Origin of the sequence: Brevibacillus ginsengisoli, from assembly GCF_050113715.1 — a bacterium.
Taxonomy (GTDB): Bacteria; Bacillota; Bacilli; order Brevibacillales; family Brevibacillaceae; genus Brevibacillus_H; species Brevibacillus_H ginsengisoli.
This window is the reverse complement of sequence record NZ_JBNJQR010000002.1, coordinates 570,301-586,520: the sequence shown is the minus strand read 5'-3', so window position 1 is coordinate 586,520 and position 16,220 is coordinate 570,301. Positions and strand designations below refer to the sequence as shown.

Sequence of the window (16,220 nt, the reverse complement as noted above, 5' to 3'; positions counted from 1 at the left end):
TTTGTAAGAAAAATGAGGTGTCATGATGAAGATTGGCGTAGTAATGGGTGGTATTTCCTCTGAGCGTGAGGTTTCGCTCAAGACAGGTCAAGAGATGATCAATCATTTGGATCGCAGTCGCTATGAGGTGGTTCCAATTGTGATCGAGCAACGAACGGATTTAATCCCACAGGTCCAGCAGGCAGGCATCGATGTCGCTCTATTGGCGCTGCATGGTCAATATGGAGAGGATGGAACGGTGCAGGGAACGCTGGAGACACTGGGCATTCCCTATACAGGCAGCGGTGTCTTGGCGAGCAGTCTTTGCATGAATAAGCAGCTGTCCAAGTTGCTTGTGAAGGCAGGGGGCGTGCAAACACCTGCAGGCCTCTGCTGGCAGGGAATGGACGATTATGATCCGCAGGCGGTGGAGCAGCTGGGTTATCCAGTTATTGTGAAGCCGAATATGGGGGGATCCAGCATCGGCATCCAGCTAGTGCATAATGAGACGGAGCTGCTACCGGCTGTTCAGGAGGCTTTCAATTTGGATCAGGCGATCTTGATTGAAACCTATCTAAAAGGGACGGAGCTTACCTGCTCGATTGTGGATGGAGAGGTATTACCGATTATCGGGATTCGCTCTGTGCATTCGGAGTGGTTCGACTACAAAGCGAAATATGAGACCGGTGGCGCCGAGGAGAAGGTGATCCAGCTTCCACCCGTTACCCTGCAGCGTGTGCGCAAGGCGGCGCTTGCCAGCTACCGGCTGTTGCAGTGCAAGGTCTATGCAAGGGTCGATATGATATTGTGTCAGGATGTACCTTACGTGCTGGAAGTAAACACCTTACCAGGAATGACGACCAACAGCCTGCTTCCGAAGAGCGCAGCTGCAGCAGGTATGAGCTTTACACAGCTACTGGACCGTATTATTACTACCTCAATCCATGAGCGGAAACAGGAATGGGGGATGGTGCAAAATGTTTAGTCAAGAGGGCACAGGTCAGTTTTTATCCTCGCGTGTTCGGAATATTGTGCCATCAGGAATTCGAGCTTTTTTTGATCTGAATACAGCAGGCAAAGATACAATTGCCCTTGGAGTCGGAGAGCCAGATTTCGTTACACCGGAAAAGGTACGAGAAGCATGCACCCAGGCATTGCGTGAGGGGCGAACGAAATATACCTCAAATGCCGGCTTGATGGAGCTGCGGGAGGAGCTTTCGACTTATTTTTCCAGTAGCTTTGATCTTTCCTACGACCCCGAGCAGGAAATCATCGTGACGGTGGGGAGCAGTGAAGCCGTCGACCTGGCGCTGCGAGCAGTGATCAATCCGGGTGATGAGGTGTTGATTCCGGCGCCAAGCTATATTGCCTATGAACCGATTACCCAACTACATGGTGGTAAAGTCGTGGAGGTGTCGGCTACAGCAGAGGAGCAGTTCAAGCTGACTCCGCAAGCGTTGCAAGCGGTGATTACGCCTCGTTCAAAGGTTTTGATGATTAATTATCCGAGTAATCCGACCGGAACAGTTATGACAGAGCAGGACTGGTTGCCGATTTTAGAGATCATTATCAAACATAATTTGGTTGTCATTTCGGATGAAGTTTATGCCGAGCTAACTTATGGGAGAAAGCATGTCAGTATCGCCTCCTTGCCGGGCATGAAGGAGCGTACGATTGTTATCAGTGGCTTTTCCAAAGCGTTTGCGATGACTGGCTGGCGGGTAGGCTACGCTTGCGGCCCGCGCGAGTTGATAGCCGGCATGCTGAAAATCCACCAGTACACAGCCATGTGCGCCCCTACCATCGCACAGATCGCCGCACTCGAATCATTGCGTCATGGCTTGGCAGCCAAAGATGAAATGATGGCAAGCTACAATGAACGCCGTAAGCTGTTTGTAGCCGGCTTGAATGCAATCGGGCTGGCCTGTCACGAGCCAGAAGGGGCTTTCTATGCCTTCCCTTCAATTGCTTCTACGGGCCTGTCATCTGAGCAGTTCGCACTTCGGCTGCTGGAGGAAGCGAAGGTAGCAGTCGTGCCGGGACATGTATTCGGATCGGGTGGAGAGGGCTTTATTCGCTGCTCATATGCAACCTCCCTCGTTGATTTGGAGAAGGCGCTGGAGCGGATGGGAAGGTTTATGCAGGTGTTGCAACCGGTTTAACTTGTTGACGTTTTCTTAACTTAAAAGGAAAGAGAATGCCTTTCCGCAACATCGGAAGGACATTCTCTTATTGTGTGATCCATCAGCCCGTCACCCCGACAATTCGCACTCGGTTAATCCGTTATCATGATCGAAGGAGTAGCCGTACGCACTAAAATAATAGCATCAAAAGCTTTCGCTGGAATCATCTGTAAAGTATACATCTTTTCAATTTTTCCATACCATCCACTAAAGACTGCGCCTATTGCGCTGATGGGCTGAACGCTATTCAGATATGCGGTGAAATTTTGATCATGTCTTGCCTTTGCAAAGTCTAGAAATCCATCCTTCATGTTTGTTTGTGCAAACAGAACCGCTAACCGATCGTTCCCGCTATTTTTTACATAAAACTCTTTTCGCTCGTTGGTAGTGGCGTCATTCGCAATGAAGGTACTTTCATAGAATTCACTTCCTATCGCGAAATATTGGTCACCGAAGGTTTTTGCAAGATACGCTCCCATGCAGGTTGTCATTCCCATGGATGTAGAAGTTTTTTCAATGTGTCCATTATGTCCTGTTATGAATATGTTTTTGCGACCGGAATATTTCTTTTCATAGGATAAAATCCACTTCACTTTTTCAGCCATAAAGTAATCACGGGTATTGTTATAGTTCGCATTGGTACCGCGCAGTGTAGCGTTTTGCATGATAGCCTCGGCATAGGCTAGAGCCAACTCATATTCTTTCTCAGAGCTTTTTGCGGTATATACGGATTTGTTATCTTTCATCCGCTCCATCAATTTTTTAATATGGGTGAGCCCATCTGCTACGGTAGCCTGCTTCTGATCATAGACCGTTTTATCATTCAGATTTGTAAGCGCAATCCCATACGTGGAGGCCAGTGTCGGATCAACCTTCTTTAAATAGGAGAATAGCCCGCTTTTGTTATTGTCATAGCGTTGCATGTCAAAACCATAAAAATGGATTTTATCTTTCGCATCCCGCTGCTCATTAAAGGAGCGCATCCAAGAGAGTAGGGCAGCCATTTCTTGCGTATTATAAATCGCAAATCCGATTGCTTTAGCGGCATCCTGCGCAGTTCCACTGCCTCCTAAAATGTATTCATTGACCTTTTGACCGCCGCCGAAATCGCCTTCGATGGCAAATACGCGATATCCTTGTTTCTCCACCAAATACTTAAAAATATCTGACTTTAGCATTGCGAATTGCTTGTTACCATGTGTAGCTTCTCCAAATCCGATGATGGTTTTCGAAGGAAGTACCATTTTTGAAACAGGAACAAGGTTAGATTTCAATGACTGTTGTAACGTGTTGGGTGATATAGATTGGAAACCCGTCAATACACTCATCATGACCAACAGGCTTATTGCGATCAGGAGACTTTTCTTCATATCGTTCTCTCTTTCTTGAGCTGCTCATTCGTTTTAAATAGGATGTAAGGTGACAACCGCATATATCGTCTTCCCACTCGGATTGATAAAAACGTACGACACTCATGTTGTGGTTATTATTACCATGTAAACTATTATACTTCTTTCTGTTGTCGTTTAACTACATTGAATTAATTTATTCCCAGGGCACTGATTCATGTAATGATTACAGCAGAATAATGAAAATGGTTGCTCATTAATCCTTGAATAATTGTTCTTGAGGAAAAGAGCCTGCACATCCTAGTGTAGGCTCTTATTATTGACGATTATTTTTGTTCAGACCTGTTCAATCAACTATACAACTTAGGCTACCACCTAAAAAATAGGTAGCCTACTGTGTTAAGGAGTAGTTTAATAATGCATCCCGAAAAGTATTAAAATACTAATTACTATCAAACAGCATCCTTTAATCCTTCTGAAAATCAAAACACTTCTAGGGGTGGAATTTGCATCGTTATTACCTTGTTCCCATAGGTTCCGTAAACGTACGTACTTTGGGAAAAATATGTAAATACCTCCGAAAATAAAACAGATAATAGATAATCCAATCTTTCCTAGTTCCATCTATGTAGTCCTCCGCTGAAATGAATAGTAAATACTAATTAGCTATACGAAATATAGAGAAACTAGTTTCAAGACAAATACGAAGGGGGGATGGTAAACAGAAAAAATTGCCTTTTGAGACAGCTCCCTTTTATTTTTGAGTAAAGAGGAATCAGAATTTTAGTTCAGTATCAATTAACTTCAAATAACGTGCATTGACTCTACATATTGTAGTCAAATCCTATCCATCTTGTGGTAAGATAATTTGAGACAATTTGGTTATCTAGGAGGATATTAGTTGAAAAAATATACTCAATTTATTCTTATGTTATTGTTGATTTTCTCCTTAAATGGACATTCTTTTGCAGAAAACCCTGAACCAAAACCTATTCAAGTAAATTTAATTGGTCTTCCAAAATCTTTAAAACTAAATGTTGGCGATAAGGTGACATTACAAGCCATAACTCAGAGGTGTACATTTTTTGCTAAAGACAAATGGTCAGGGGCAGCTACAAAAGAAAAGACACAGTTAATAGGGGATTATTATTATTCCAATGCTAAACTGGACACTAGTAAGCCTGGAATAATTAAATTTTCTTATCAAATACTGATGAAAGATTCTAAAGGGGTACTCCAATACCGTGGACTATTAGAACAAGAGATTGAAGTGATTGCACCAGAAATACCAGAAATACCAAAAAAGATTGATGTGGAGATTTTACCTGCTAATTATCATATAAGATTAAAAGATGGTGGTAATGCATATCTAATTGCAAGATTCCCTAAACAAAAAGCTGACTTCGGATTGAGCTCTGGTTGGTCAAACAATGTACAGGCGCTTTATGGTAATATGCCATTTGACAACAACTACATATACGAAGCTGCAGTATTCAAGGCTAAAAAAACTGGAGTCTATCAGATCAGTTATGCTATTTACCTAGTTGATAAAAAGTTAGGGGAATCTACTATTCAAATTGTCGTAGATGAATAAGAATTAAAGAAAATAATACGGTGAAGTCGCTCCCACGAGCGGCTTTTTATTTTTCTCAGTTTAGGGAAAGGGGGAGGATTATGCCTATAGTTACCTTTTTCACTACATCTCAGTACTATTCCATCCATCGGAGAACAAAACCCAATTTTTACAAGTGCTTCACCTATGGTAGTGGTTGCCTCATCAAGTTTGATTAGTAATTCGTGGGTACTAACGTTAAGCTCATGGATAACTCCAACTACAGCATGGTGTTAATCCAATAGTAAAGGAATGGAAAAATTGGTGAATAGTACAGAAGGCAACTATTTACTTTAATAGTTGAGGAGGAAAACCCATACGAAATAAAGCTAAACGAATATGAAAAGTTAACAAAGCCCGATTCATAAATTTGCTTATTAAAAAACACCACATAAAGTGGCGAAAGTTTAATGTTTTAGTACTGAGATGGCGTGACGAACCTTCTGAGCAAATTGGATCGGATCGTCGATTGATTCAAAGTGTATATACATGATACCAGGGTTGTTAAAAAGCCAGTGATTGTGAAGTGCGGTAGTTAGCGCTGAACGAGAATGACGTCCAAAAATTGTTACAGGAATATTTCTAACGGTCATTAAGGTGCATACACCATTAATCACCTGTGGTGGAATCCCAAGGATGTCACCAAATTGCTTGCAAAGTGGATCTTTAGCCATCGAAATTATCTCTTCAAAAAGTTTTTAATACAGTGTACTTTTGTGGAGATGAAAATGCCCTAGGTGAAAGCCTATTTTTTTTGTTGAACCAGTGGTGATTCTATTTACACTTCAATTGATAAAAGATATGTCTGTATGTCTCGGTTTCTATGATTGATAAATACCTTTTCTAGATTCATGCCAATTTTTAGTGCAACATTTTTTGATCTGGAATGATTAATTGGCATGTTAGCACAAAGGCGTTCTAACTTTAATTGTTCAAAAGCATAATTCTTACAAGCGTTAGCGGCTTCGAAAGCATATCCACGGTTCCAATAGTTATGATCAATGATATATCCTAAATCATTTTCCATTGTGCCGTTGAGATCAGATCGCGTGATTCCGCAATCACCAATTAATTCACCGCTTTCCTTCAGTATAACTGCCCATCGGCCAAAACCAAGCTCCTGATAGTTTGATAAGTTTCTTTTGATCCAACTAGAAACCAGTTCGTAGCTAAAAGGGGATGGCCAGAAACCCATGGTGATAGGGTCAGACAGAATTCGGAATAGACTATCAATGTCGTCTTCTGTATAGCGCCTAAAAATTAACCTATTTGTTTCAATAATTTTGGTCAAAGTCAGCAACCCTTTCTTTGGGAGTTTTTACTCCGCACACGATTTGATAAACGAGAAGGTTTAAGCGTAATAAAAAAATATGCCAATGTTTTATCTGATATTAGCACAAACCGAAGAAAAAAAACCTCTAAGGAAGTGGGACTTAGAGGGGGCTAGGAAAAGTAATAGATTTTCTTGTTGACAATGTTATGCGTTAACGAGCTCAGGGGTCTGCATATGAAGTGGGGGTGGAACTAATGTGGGTCCTCCTAATTTTTCATTTTGACCCATAGATATGGTTTGTCTCAGAAGAAAACGTTATGAAGGAAATATTACACAACATTATTTGTGTAATCAGGGGAAAGACGTTAACCCAAAATGCTGTCTCAATAGGTCTATAAATCTGGTGTCGTCAATTTCTTCTTTTGTAACGATTCCGTTATCCCATTGCGTGAATGAGGCATTGGTTAAGGTACTATTTCCCTTAGTTGTTAGCTTGGTGATGAGTGGATGCTTGTTGAATGGCGAACTATCGTGGCTAGTGATAATGGTCTGAATCTCATTCAATTCCGTAATATTCATTGTGGGTTTCTTCGTGTAAAAGGCATATCCAGTTCTCCAGTCTGTATCCTTGTGTTTTAATTTGATTTCAAGTGCGTAATCCCCATATTCACAATCCACTTTTCCGATCCGAAATTCTCCATTCCAAGAGGTGACGGTTTCTCCTGTAAGCGGTACAGGCTTTAATGGCAAATTTCCTCCAAAGCCCGTATCGACCAAGTACGTTTGTTCCTGGTGGGTGACAAGTATGGTTACATGAGTTCTTCCCGTGTTTTGGTACGTTTGAGCGGCATGATCGTAAACAACCCCGCTTGCTAGAACTGCGTCAAAGCCATTTTCAACTAAAAAGAAATAGAGCATCGAATTTAATTCGTAACAAAGTCCACCTTCGTTATTGAGAAGTAGTTTGTTTAGTAAATGTTCTTTGGAAATTTCTTGTGTTTTATTTTGAATAATCCCTAAATTTTCAAAGGGGATGGCTAGTGCTGTTTTTTCAAGAACATGGTCCAACGTCTCAAATGTAATCTTTTCGTTTTCTGAAATCCCGATTCGGGTACGAAATAAAACATTCAGCTCACTCATACATTACCTCCCAATTTAGCAGTTTTATGGATGCTGACCAAGTTCTTGATTGAGATAGTGGTACAGCTTCGAACTAGCTAGTTTTAATGGATATTCCGATGCTTTACAGAGTAGTCCGAGTGTCATGTCGACAAGACTGCCGCTCATCGGCCGGACGGTTGTGCCCGTAACCGATGGATTCAAAACAATTCTCGGTACTAGAGCGATCCCCAATCCGCATTCGACATAGTATTTTAACGCTGTCATACTCCCAATCTCCATCGTATGCACTTGGATTTTCCCCGATTCCTGTATGAGCATCTCAAGTTTTTTTCGATAGGGACACGTGGTTGAAGTAATAAGCAGACGGTGTCCGTCGAAATCATCGGGGTCAATCACCGCCTTATTGGTAAGAGGGTGATCCTCTGGCATTAATACAACAAACTCTTCCTTAAAGAGTGGCTCAAAATAAAGCTCTGAATCTAAATCCGGGGCCGAGCACAAAGCCAAATCAAGGTTTCCATTCAGAAGACGTTCGCTTAATGTATGCGTGTTTGCAATCTCCACAGAAAGCTGAATTCTTGGGTAATCACTCACAAAACTTTTTAACAATTGCGGCAAACGAAAACTTGCGGCCGGCTCTGTCACCCCCAGACGGACATGTCCCGATTCTCCATTTTGCATATCCGAGAGGTTTCTTTCCATTTGATCCATTCTTTTGACGATTTCCAAGCTTTGCTCATAAAAGACTCTTCCAGCTTCCGTTAACCGAACTTGTTTGCCTCGTTCGAGCAGTTGAACACCCAGGTCAGATTCAAGTTTTTGAATTTGCATGGTGACAGTGGATTGCGCATAATTCATTTCTTCTGCAGCTCGGATAAAGCTCCCGTATTTGACGATCCAATGAAAGGTTTTTAATGTTTTGGTATCCATAGTAGAACCTCTATTCCTGTATTCATAATTATTGAACTTGAAGTTCGTTTAATTCAATTATACAAATACTCTAGAAAGATTTACAATCAAACCATAATTCTAAATGGGAGAGGATCTTATGGAATTGTTGAACAAAGTAGCTCTGGTTACAGGCGGCGGTACGGGAATAGGCAGGGCAACATGTCTAGCACTTGCCGAAAGAGGGGTAGTCGTAGCAGTAAACTACTCACGGTCGAAACTCGATGCACAAGAAACAGTGCAGCTCATTCATAACGCTGGGGGACGCGCTATCGCGATTCAAGCGGATGTTTCGCAAGACAAGGAAGTCCGGGCGATGGTGGAACAAATAACGGAGTCATTCGGAACCATTGATTTGCTCGTGAATAACGCCAGCATCACGCATCATATCCCGATGGATGATCTGGAAGGTGCAACGGAGGAGATTTGGGACGAATTGTTTGATGTGAATGTCAAAGGGATGTTTTATACGGCTCGGGCCGTCGCTCCGTACATGAAAAAGAATAAACAAGGCGCAATCGTCAATCTCGGCAGCATCGCGGGACAAACGGGATTAGGTTCCTCGCTTCCATACGCAGTATCCAAAGCGGCGGTACATGCTCTTACGAAATCATTGGCTCGTGCTTTGGCGCCGTACATCAGGGTAAACTGCGTCGTACCGGGTGCGGTAGAGACAAGATGGTGGGCTGGTAGGGAAGAACAAATGAAACGACTAGCTCCCAATCTTTTGCTGCAACGTATTTCCACGCCCGAGGATATTGCTCAATTAATCTGTGCAGCTTTGGAACAAGAAGCGATGACGGGACAGATTATAACGGTAGATAGTGGTCAAACTTTATAAATACCTCTTTGATTAACTGTAACCTCACTTTTCAGTTTTCTGTTTTTTAGGAAATGGTTTACAATAATACGAGCAGGGCTTTAACATCCACAAGCTGGAGGAGAAACATGGAGTGGTCGTTACAGTTAATCAAGGGATTTCAAAAGAATGAACCATTACGAAAAAGCTTTAATGAGTTGGCAGAAGGGATTTTTGGCCTTAACTTTGAACAGTGGTACCAACAAGGCTACTGGACAGACAAGTATGTGCCCTATTCGTTTGTGTTGAACGACCAGATTATTGCGAATGTATCGGTAAATAAGCTAAATCTTGTGGTAAATCATGAGCGAAAAGCAACGATTCAAATCGGCACAGTCATGACGCATCCAGACTACCGGATTCAGGGACTTTCTGCCAGACTGATGAATCAAGTGCTTGAGGATTATGAGGGAAAATACGATCTGATGTATTTGTTTGCCAATCGATCTGTATTGGAGTTTTATCCGAAATTTGGATTTTACAGCATGGATGAGACACAATTCAGCATGAAAGTGAATGGGGAAGGGAATCGGGAGAAAAGCATACGAAAACTTGATGTTCAGAAACCGGATGATCTGCGTTTTATCTATGACAGAGCAGGGCAAAGAGTGTCGGTTTCGCGCATGTTTGGAACTATTGACGCTGCGGAGCTTCTGATGTTCTATGTGACGTATGTTTTTCCACAAGATATCTACTATCTGGAGCATGATGATGTCATCGTCATTTGTAAACACGATAGCCACGAACTCCATCTGTATGACGTGATTTCAAGGACACTTGTGGATTTGAATCGGATCATCAACGAACTCATGACGAAAGAGACCACTGAGGTGATCTTTCACTTTACACCTGATGACCAGTCATTACCGTTGATAAGAGCGACTTACAAGGGAAATGACAACGTACTCTTTGTGAAGCACCAAGGAGCGTTCCACTTCCCAGAACATTTCAAACATCCGCTCACTTCACAAGCCTAGACATCCATTCTTCTTTTAAAATGGAGTAGATCTTAGTGCTTCGCTGTGAGCCTTTTAGAAAGCAATCTTTTCTTAACGTTCCTTCATAGACCATGCCGAGCTTCTCCAGCATTTTATAGGAAGCTGGGTTGTTACTATCTACTCGGGCCTCAATCCGAACCAAGTCTTTGGTCGAAAAACTATAATCGATAACCTTCTGCAGCGCTTCCACGACATACCCTTTGCGCCAAAAGTCTTTATGGATAATCACGCCGAGTGAAGCCGAATGATTCGCAGGATCTTCAGCATAGAGACCCAGGTTGCCAAAAACGCGGTTCTCTTCTTTGCTATAGACAGACCAAACGGATGCTTTTTCGGCTTCGTTATTCGCCATAAGTTTCTCCAGATAGGCAGTAGTATCCGCTATGGCGTGATGTTTGGGGATGGGAACGTATTGAATGGTTTCTTCGTCTGAAAAGATTTCAAAAAGCGCTGGCGCATGCTCTAACAAAATCGGTTGGAGCTCAAGACGCTCTGTTTCTAACGTGGGATATTTCATATTTGCCCCCTTACGACGCGAACGGATACCACCTATGATACAACGGATAAATAAAATGGAGAAGAAAATAAAAAACCTCCACAACAATGAAGTGGAGGTACAACTTATACTGTGCTAAACCTGAACTTTGGTAATGACTTCGGAAGCATGTTTTTCATCGGGCGTCGGAAGCATCTGAAACTGATGGCGACGCTCAATTTCTTCTTCGTCTAACGATGAATTGGTATTGACTTTTACCTGCTTATCATAGGGTTTTCCGCCTTGTTTACCGCGTTCCTCCATGATTTGTCACCTCCTTGACACGGTTAATGTGTTCAAGAAAGAGACTCCTCATTCGTTCTTACTCCTCTCAGATTGCGATTCTTTATACATCTGATGAACCCAGATCGCAGCAAAAAGCCAGAATCCGCTCGCAATATATCCCCCCAGAACATCGCTCGGGTAGTGCACACCCAGATAAATGCGGCTGACTCCGATTAGGATAATCATCGCTGTGCTTAGGAAAACGAGAATTCCGCGCTCCGCATGTGAATCGATATGCCGCCATAACAAATACGTCAGAATTCCGTAGAACGCCGCCGCCTCCATGGAGTGTCCGCTTGGAAAGCTAAAGCCTCCAGCCTCCACAAGCTGATGAAGGCTTGGTCGATTGCGGTGAAAAAGGCTTTTCAGCACTTGATTCATAATTCCTGAGCCGGCAACGACGGCAATGAATAACACAAGCTCAGAACGGTGTTTCAAAAACTTGTATTGATAAAAGAGAACAAAAAGGGAAAGCAAGACCACCATTAGTCCAGAACCAATAAAAGAGAACATCTCCATGACACTGGTCAGCGTGGGAGTTTCAAAAGATTGGATAAACGAACTAATCGTACTGTCGAATTGAGCTATTCGATGAGCACTGATTAGGTAGGCAATCAATCCAAAAGCAATCGCGCAAAGCAAACTTAGGATAAATGCTCGAGTTAGTTGCAGTTTGAAATTCATGTAGTCACCTCAAATTATGTTTAAAGCCCGATCATGAAGAGGGCAGCGATTATTGCTAAAACACCACTGACACTAAACGCGACAGTAGGACCAAAAGCTTGCCAGAGAAAACCAGCTAATATACTTGCTGGTAATGCAGCCAGTCCGGTAAAGGCATTATACGTTCCCATGGCCGTTCCTCTTTGTCCTTCAGGTATAATATCAGCAATGTATGCTTTTTGAATTCCTTCAGTGGCTGCGTAATAAAATCCGTAAAGGACAAACAACACCCAAATCGAAAGGATATTGTTTATAAAGCCAAATCCAAAATAGATAGCAGCGAATATCAAATAGCCAGCAACAATGACTGGTTTGCGGCCGATGCGATCTGACAGTATTCCAGTAGGTACGGAAAAAATACTGGCAACCAGGTTGAACATGAGATACGCAAGCGGAATGAGGGCTGTTTCCATCCCGATATTTTGTGCTCGTAAAATTAAAAACGCATCCGAAAAATTAGCGATCGCAAACACTGTGGAGACAAGTGTAAACCATATAAACCGCCGATTCAGATTTTTAAAGCTAATCTTTGGAAGTGTTTTTTTGTTTTCCACCGGTGATTCTTCTCGTTTTTCTTTTACAAAGAAAAAGAGAAGAAGAATAGCGATCGCACCTGGAATGGCGGATGCCCAGAACACGGTTTGATAACTGCCTTGAAGAGATGAGAGAATCCAATAGGCTACAAGTGGACCAAGGGCTGCACCCAACGTATCCATGGAACGCCGAAAACCAAAAGCTTTTCCTCGTTCCTCTTTGGTTGTTACGTCCGCCAAAAGAGCATCCCGAGGAGCAGTACGAATCCCTTTGCCGAAACGGTCCGCAAAACGTATCGTCAGAATCTGTCCAGCAGTGGAACTCAGAGCGAAGAAAGGTTTGATTAGGTTAGATAATCCATATCCAGCGATCATTAAAGGTTTGCGTTTCCCCGTTTGATCAGAAATCCAACCGGAAAATAGCTTTAAGACACTGGCTGTACTTTCTGCGATTCCCTCAATGATGCCAACAGTAGAAACCTGCACATGCAGCACGGTTGTCAGATACAAGGGGAGAATAGGTACAATCATTTGACTAGATAGATCCGTGAAAAAACTGACTAAACCTATGATAAAAATAATGGAATTCACTCGAAAGAATTTCATTTCCTCTATGCACCTTGTCTTCTTTTCTTCAGGTACGAAATGCACAAATACCCAAGCAAAATCGCAACTGCAACAATCACAATGATGTTGCTGTAAGGAGCTGCCGCTTCATTGATTTTGTCCCAATTCTTTCCGAGCTGAGTTCCCAGGTAGATGAAAAGAATAGACCATGGGATCGTGGCAAGCAACGTGTAAATCGTAAACTTCATAAAGGACATTTTGGAAATCCCGGCAGGAATAGAGATCGCATGCCTTACTACAGGAACAAAGCGAGCTGTAAAAATGACGACTGTCCCATATTTTTCGAACCATCTTTGCGCAAGGTCGATGTGATGTTTTCGAATGAACAGGTATTTTCCATACTTTTCAAGGAAAGGTCTCCCGCCGAAATAACCAATCCAATACAAAAATAGTTGAGCAATCGTTCCGCCAATCGCCCCTGCAACCACGGCGCCTGCAAAGGTGATCGTTCCTTGTGAAACCATAAAGCCGCCGTAGGATAAAACGATCTCGCTTGGAATAACCTCTACCATAAGTCCAAGCATGATTCCAGCATATCCAAAACTACCGAGGTAAGTTAAAACCCCTAAAACAAAGTCTTTCATGATCTCCTCCTTATATCCACTCCATTAAATGACTGAGATTGCGTTCAATAAGTTCAAGAACGTGAATGTTTCTGTGTCTCCCATAACCTAATGGTGATCATACCGAGTGAGGCCCAAACGATTCCGACTAGCAATAACCCTCCGAGAAAAGGGAAATTGATTCCACCCGTAATCAGAGCTGCGCCGCCCAGGACATTAATCCACGAAGGACGTTCAAAGCTTCCAGGCAGATAGTCCCCAATGATCTGACTGAGCACCGTTAAACCAACGATCACAACCAAAGCTACTCCAAGCACAAGAAGTAGGGCAACAGGAATCCCAATCACGGTAATGCATAAGAGAAGGGTCAAGGCCACAATCAGCAAACTAATGAGAAACCCGATTGCCATTAATCTTCCAGGTGAACGACGAAGGATCATAGAGAGTGAATCTAGTCTGTTTTTGGCGATGGTCGAAGTCATTACTGGTAAAATCAATAGCAGGATACTAAAGGCTAGTTGCACAAACCAGACTCCAACAACAAGAACCCCACCGAGCAACAGACTGTTCAGGGTCGCGTCATTCACCGCGATATGTAGGATGTTGTCGGTTACTTGCGCGCCAGGTGCTTGTGTGATGTTTCCACCAATGACCAGCACAAGACCCATGATGTGAGCGGAATCTTGGATGTCCAAATTCCCGTTCATCACAATAACAGAGTCCCGGACAGTACCAGCTACAGTCGCATTCCCGCCGAACTCGACTAAGTTCTCGACTACCTGATGAGTGGAGACAACTGTATCTCGATGTTGAATAATGGTTTGCTCTGCCGCGTAGGCAGGCGCAATCGGAACAAGAATCAAGCAAGCAAGAAATAAGACAAATAAATGTCTGACGTATCTCATCGTATCCTCCTAGGTAATTTCCTTCAATAGTAAAAGTCGTCTTAACGACCAAATCGAGAAGACCACAAGAACAACGGAAAAAGCGGAAATGGCGGTAATCACAGTCGGAATGGATGAAATAATAACCGTTGCAAGATGCAAAAGACTGCCAAATATCGTGACGACGGAAGAAAAGACACCCATTCCAATAAGAAGGATAGGAAGCAAAACCAAAAGTGACAGGGACGCTAGTGAAGCAATCGCGACTAAACCGATTGGAGATGACGTCGCTTTGTTCAGATGAGCCATCACTTGCAGCTCTAGATCCTCCGGTATCTCAATCTCTTGATAGGTCGAGATGATGTAATTTCTCATACTTGATAATTCATAGAGGAAAACTTGGCATTCTTCACATGTCTTCAAATGGGATTCCACCCAAATACGCTCTTCATGTGACAGTTCATTATCAAGATAAGAAGAAAGTAATTCTTGCACATGATTGTCCATGTTGCATTCCCCCTACATTGAAAGCTCATCTCGTAACGCCATTCGCGCGGAATAGATACGAGATTTGACAGTCCCAACTGGAATCTTTAAAATCTCCGAGATTTCATCATAAGTAAATCCCTTTATTTCTCGAAGGATAATCACTTCCCGATGCTCAAAGGAAAGTTTTTGCATGGCTTCTTGAATAGTGATTCGCATTTGCATGGAGTCTGTCGTGTCAGAAAGGGTCGTCGTCTCTTCAATCCTGTCACTGGTGACCACCACGTTTTCTTTCTTTCTTTTTTGAAGGCGATCATAGCACAAGTTAGAAACGATGCGGGTCAACCAAGAAGAGAAGGCGTATTCACTCTCTAGCTTTTTCAGTGACTGATACGTTCTGATAAAAGCTTCTTGGGTCACATCCTTCGCTTCTTCCCGATCATTCAGCATGGCAAATGCTTGTTGAAACACTTGTGTTTTGCATCGTTTCATTAACTGGGTAAATGCGTCGATGTTTCCACGCTTTGCGTCAGCAATGATTTGAAAGAACTCCTGATCCACACAGGTTCAACCCCTAGAAAAAACTACACCTCTTTGTGTAGAAATGTATTTTCGGCTTTTTGAAATGTATCAAGGAACCAATTGATGATAGGCATTAAACGAGGTTTCAGCCATTTGACGAGTAAAGTTCCCATTAATCCAGTGAACGCACCGCCGATTACGTCGAAAGGGTAGTGTACTCCGACATACACTCTGGAAATGGCGAGTAACAATGCTAGTATAACCATACCATACCCGAGTTTGCGATTCGCTAGTGAAATACTCAAAGCCAGAGCGAATGCACCTGCCGAATGATCGCTTGGAAAAGAAGGATCGATTGATTTATCAATTAAAAGGTTCACGACATGCGAAGTAAAAGGTCTTGGCCGAAAGTACATCATACTAATGATCTGGTTGATTCCCAAAGCAACACCAGTGGCTGCAACCGAAAGTAAAACGGTTTGACGGTTTTTCATTTGGTTGTTGCTTCTTGCAAACCACAGACAAAGCAAGATCACTCCAAAAAGCAACGGGCCGTATTTGGTGTACATAATCATAAAATGATCCAAAAAGACAGAGTGTCCTGAAAGATGGTTAATCATCTGAAAGAGTGTCCAATCCATATTCACGAAAATTCTCCTTTAATTCATGTAGTCATATGAAAGGACTAGGGTTTATCCCGAAAAGTTCAGGCGAAGGAGAATTTTTTCTGGTTCTAAAT

At 42.6% G+C, this 16,220-nt stretch carries 19 protein-coding genes; 5 read left to right on the top strand and 14 right to left on the bottom strand.

Translation table 11 applies throughout. The features are described 5' to 3' along the window. Positions 1-25: 25 nt before the first annotated feature. Positions 26-964, top strand: coding sequence for a D-alanine--D-alanine ligase (locus ACQCN2_RS06340; protein ID WP_426928187.1), 939 nt, complete (start codon positions 26-28; stop codon positions 962-964). Beyond that, positions 957-2,141 carry an aminotransferase class I/II-fold pyridoxal phosphate-dependent enzyme gene (locus ACQCN2_RS06335; RefSeq protein ID WP_426928046.1) on the top strand — a complete coding sequence of 395 codons (1,185 nt, stop codon included), beginning with the start codon at positions 957-959 and terminating at the stop codon, positions 2,139-2,141. The genes ACQCN2_RS06340 and ACQCN2_RS06335 overlap by 8 nt, the downstream gene beginning before the upstream one ends. Positions 2,142-2,254: 113 nt before the next feature. On the opposite strand, the gene ACQCN2_RS06330 is transcribed toward ACQCN2_RS06335, so the two are convergent. After that, the gene (locus tag ACQCN2_RS06330) at positions 2,255-3,532 is read right to left on the bottom strand and encodes an erythromycin esterase family protein (RefSeq protein ID WP_426928045.1); all 1,278 of its coding nucleotides are present in this window, start codon (positions 3,530-3,532) and stop codon (positions 2,255-2,257) included. Positions 3,533-4,412: 880 nt separating this feature from the next. On the opposite strand from ACQCN2_RS06330, the gene ACQCN2_RS06325 reads away from it, so the two are divergent. Next, positions 4,413-5,105 (top strand): hypothetical protein, encoded by a 693-nt coding sequence (locus ACQCN2_RS06325; RefSeq protein WP_426928044.1) that lies wholly within the window; start codon positions 4,413-4,415, stop codon positions 5,103-5,105. Positions 5,106-5,530: 425 nt separating this feature from the next. Here the strand turns inward: ACQCN2_RS06325 and ACQCN2_RS06320 are convergent, their stop codons facing one another. From ACQCN2_RS06320 to ACQCN2_RS06305, 4 genes are all read right to left on the bottom strand, one after another. Continuing rightward, the gene (locus ACQCN2_RS06320) at positions 5,531-5,797 is read right to left on the bottom strand and encodes a DUF1259 domain-containing protein (RefSeq protein WP_426928043.1); all 267 of its coding nucleotides are present in this window, start codon (positions 5,795-5,797) and stop codon (positions 5,531-5,533) included. A 104-nt stretch (positions 5,798-5,901) separates the two neighbouring features. After that, entirely contained in the window at positions 5,902-6,414 is a 513-nt protein-coding gene (locus tag ACQCN2_RS06315; RefSeq protein WP_426928042.1) for a GNAT family N-acetyltransferase, read from the bottom strand. 333 nt (positions 6,415-6,747) lie between these two features. Continuing rightward, the gene (locus tag ACQCN2_RS06310; protein ID WP_426928041.1) at positions 6,748-7,536 is read right to left on the bottom strand and encodes an arylamine N-acetyltransferase family protein; all 789 of its coding nucleotides are present in this window, start codon (positions 7,534-7,536) and stop codon (positions 6,748-6,750) included. A 24-nt stretch (positions 7,537-7,560) separates the two neighbouring features. Continuing rightward, on the bottom strand, positions 7,561-8,448 hold the full coding sequence (locus ACQCN2_RS06305; protein WP_426928040.1) for a LysR family transcriptional regulator: 888 nt from the start codon (positions 8,446-8,448) through the stop codon (positions 7,561-7,563). Between the two features lie 118 nt (positions 8,449-8,566). On the opposite strand from ACQCN2_RS06305, the gene ACQCN2_RS06300 reads away from it, so the two are divergent. Together ACQCN2_RS06300 and ACQCN2_RS06295 are read left to right on the top strand one after the other, a co-directional pair. Beyond that, positions 8,567-9,307, top strand: coding sequence for an SDR family NAD(P)-dependent oxidoreductase (locus ACQCN2_RS06300; RefSeq protein ID WP_426928039.1), 741 nt, complete (start codon positions 8,567-8,569; stop codon positions 9,305-9,307). A gap of 107 nt (positions 9,308-9,414) precedes the next feature. Continuing rightward, positions 9,415-10,302: a GNAT family N-acetyltransferase gene (locus tag ACQCN2_RS06295; RefSeq protein WP_426928038.1), complete on the top strand. Its 888-nt coding sequence runs from the start codon at positions 9,415-9,417 to the stop codon at positions 10,300-10,302. Here the strand turns inward: ACQCN2_RS06295 and ACQCN2_RS06290 are convergent. The 9 genes from ACQCN2_RS06290 to ACQCN2_RS06250 form a co-directional block, all read right to left on the bottom strand. Further along, entirely contained in the window at positions 10,286-10,840 is a 555-nt protein-coding gene (locus ACQCN2_RS06290; protein WP_426928037.1) for a GNAT family N-acetyltransferase, read from the bottom strand. The genes ACQCN2_RS06295 and ACQCN2_RS06290 overlap by 17 nt on opposite strands. Before the next feature lie 114 nt (positions 10,841-10,954). Beyond that, a complete protein-coding gene (locus ACQCN2_RS06285) occupies positions 10,955-11,122 on the bottom strand; it encodes a hypothetical protein (protein ID WP_426928036.1) in 168 nt (55 codons plus the stop codon). A gap of 48 nt (positions 11,123-11,170) precedes the next feature. After that, entirely contained in the window at positions 11,171-11,827 is a 657-nt protein-coding gene (locus ACQCN2_RS06280) for a phosphatase PAP2 family protein (RefSeq protein ID WP_426928035.1), read from the bottom strand. Positions 11,828-11,847: 20 nt separating this feature from the next. Further along, a complete protein-coding gene (locus ACQCN2_RS06275; protein ID WP_426928034.1) occupies positions 11,848-13,005 on the bottom strand; it encodes an MFS transporter in 1,158 nt (385 codons plus the stop codon). Positions 13,006-13,010: 5 nt separating this feature from the next. Beyond that, the gene (uptA, locus tag ACQCN2_RS06270) at positions 13,011-13,610 is read right to left on the bottom strand and encodes an undecaprenyl phosphate transporter UptA (protein WP_426928033.1); all 600 of its coding nucleotides are present in this window, start codon (positions 13,608-13,610) and stop codon (positions 13,011-13,013) included. A 53-nt stretch (positions 13,611-13,663) separates the two neighbouring features. Continuing rightward, entirely contained in the window at positions 13,664-14,494 is an 831-nt protein-coding gene (locus ACQCN2_RS06265) for a hypothetical protein (protein WP_426928032.1), read from the bottom strand. 9 nt (positions 14,495-14,503) lie between these two features. Beyond that, positions 14,504-14,980, bottom strand: coding sequence for an anti-sigma factor family protein (locus ACQCN2_RS06260; protein ID WP_426928031.1), 477 nt, complete (start codon positions 14,978-14,980; stop codon positions 14,504-14,506). 12 nt (positions 14,981-14,992) lie between these two features. Continuing rightward, on the bottom strand, positions 14,993-15,520 hold the full coding sequence (locus tag ACQCN2_RS06255) for an RNA polymerase sigma factor (protein ID WP_426928030.1): 528 nt from the start codon (positions 15,518-15,520) through the stop codon (positions 14,993-14,995). Between the two features lie 23 nt (positions 15,521-15,543). Continuing rightward, on the bottom strand, positions 15,544-16,122 hold the full coding sequence (locus tag ACQCN2_RS06250; protein WP_426928186.1) for an undecaprenyl-diphosphatase: 579 nt from the start codon (positions 16,120-16,122) through the stop codon (positions 15,544-15,546). Positions 16,123-16,220 lie beyond the last annotated feature (98 nt).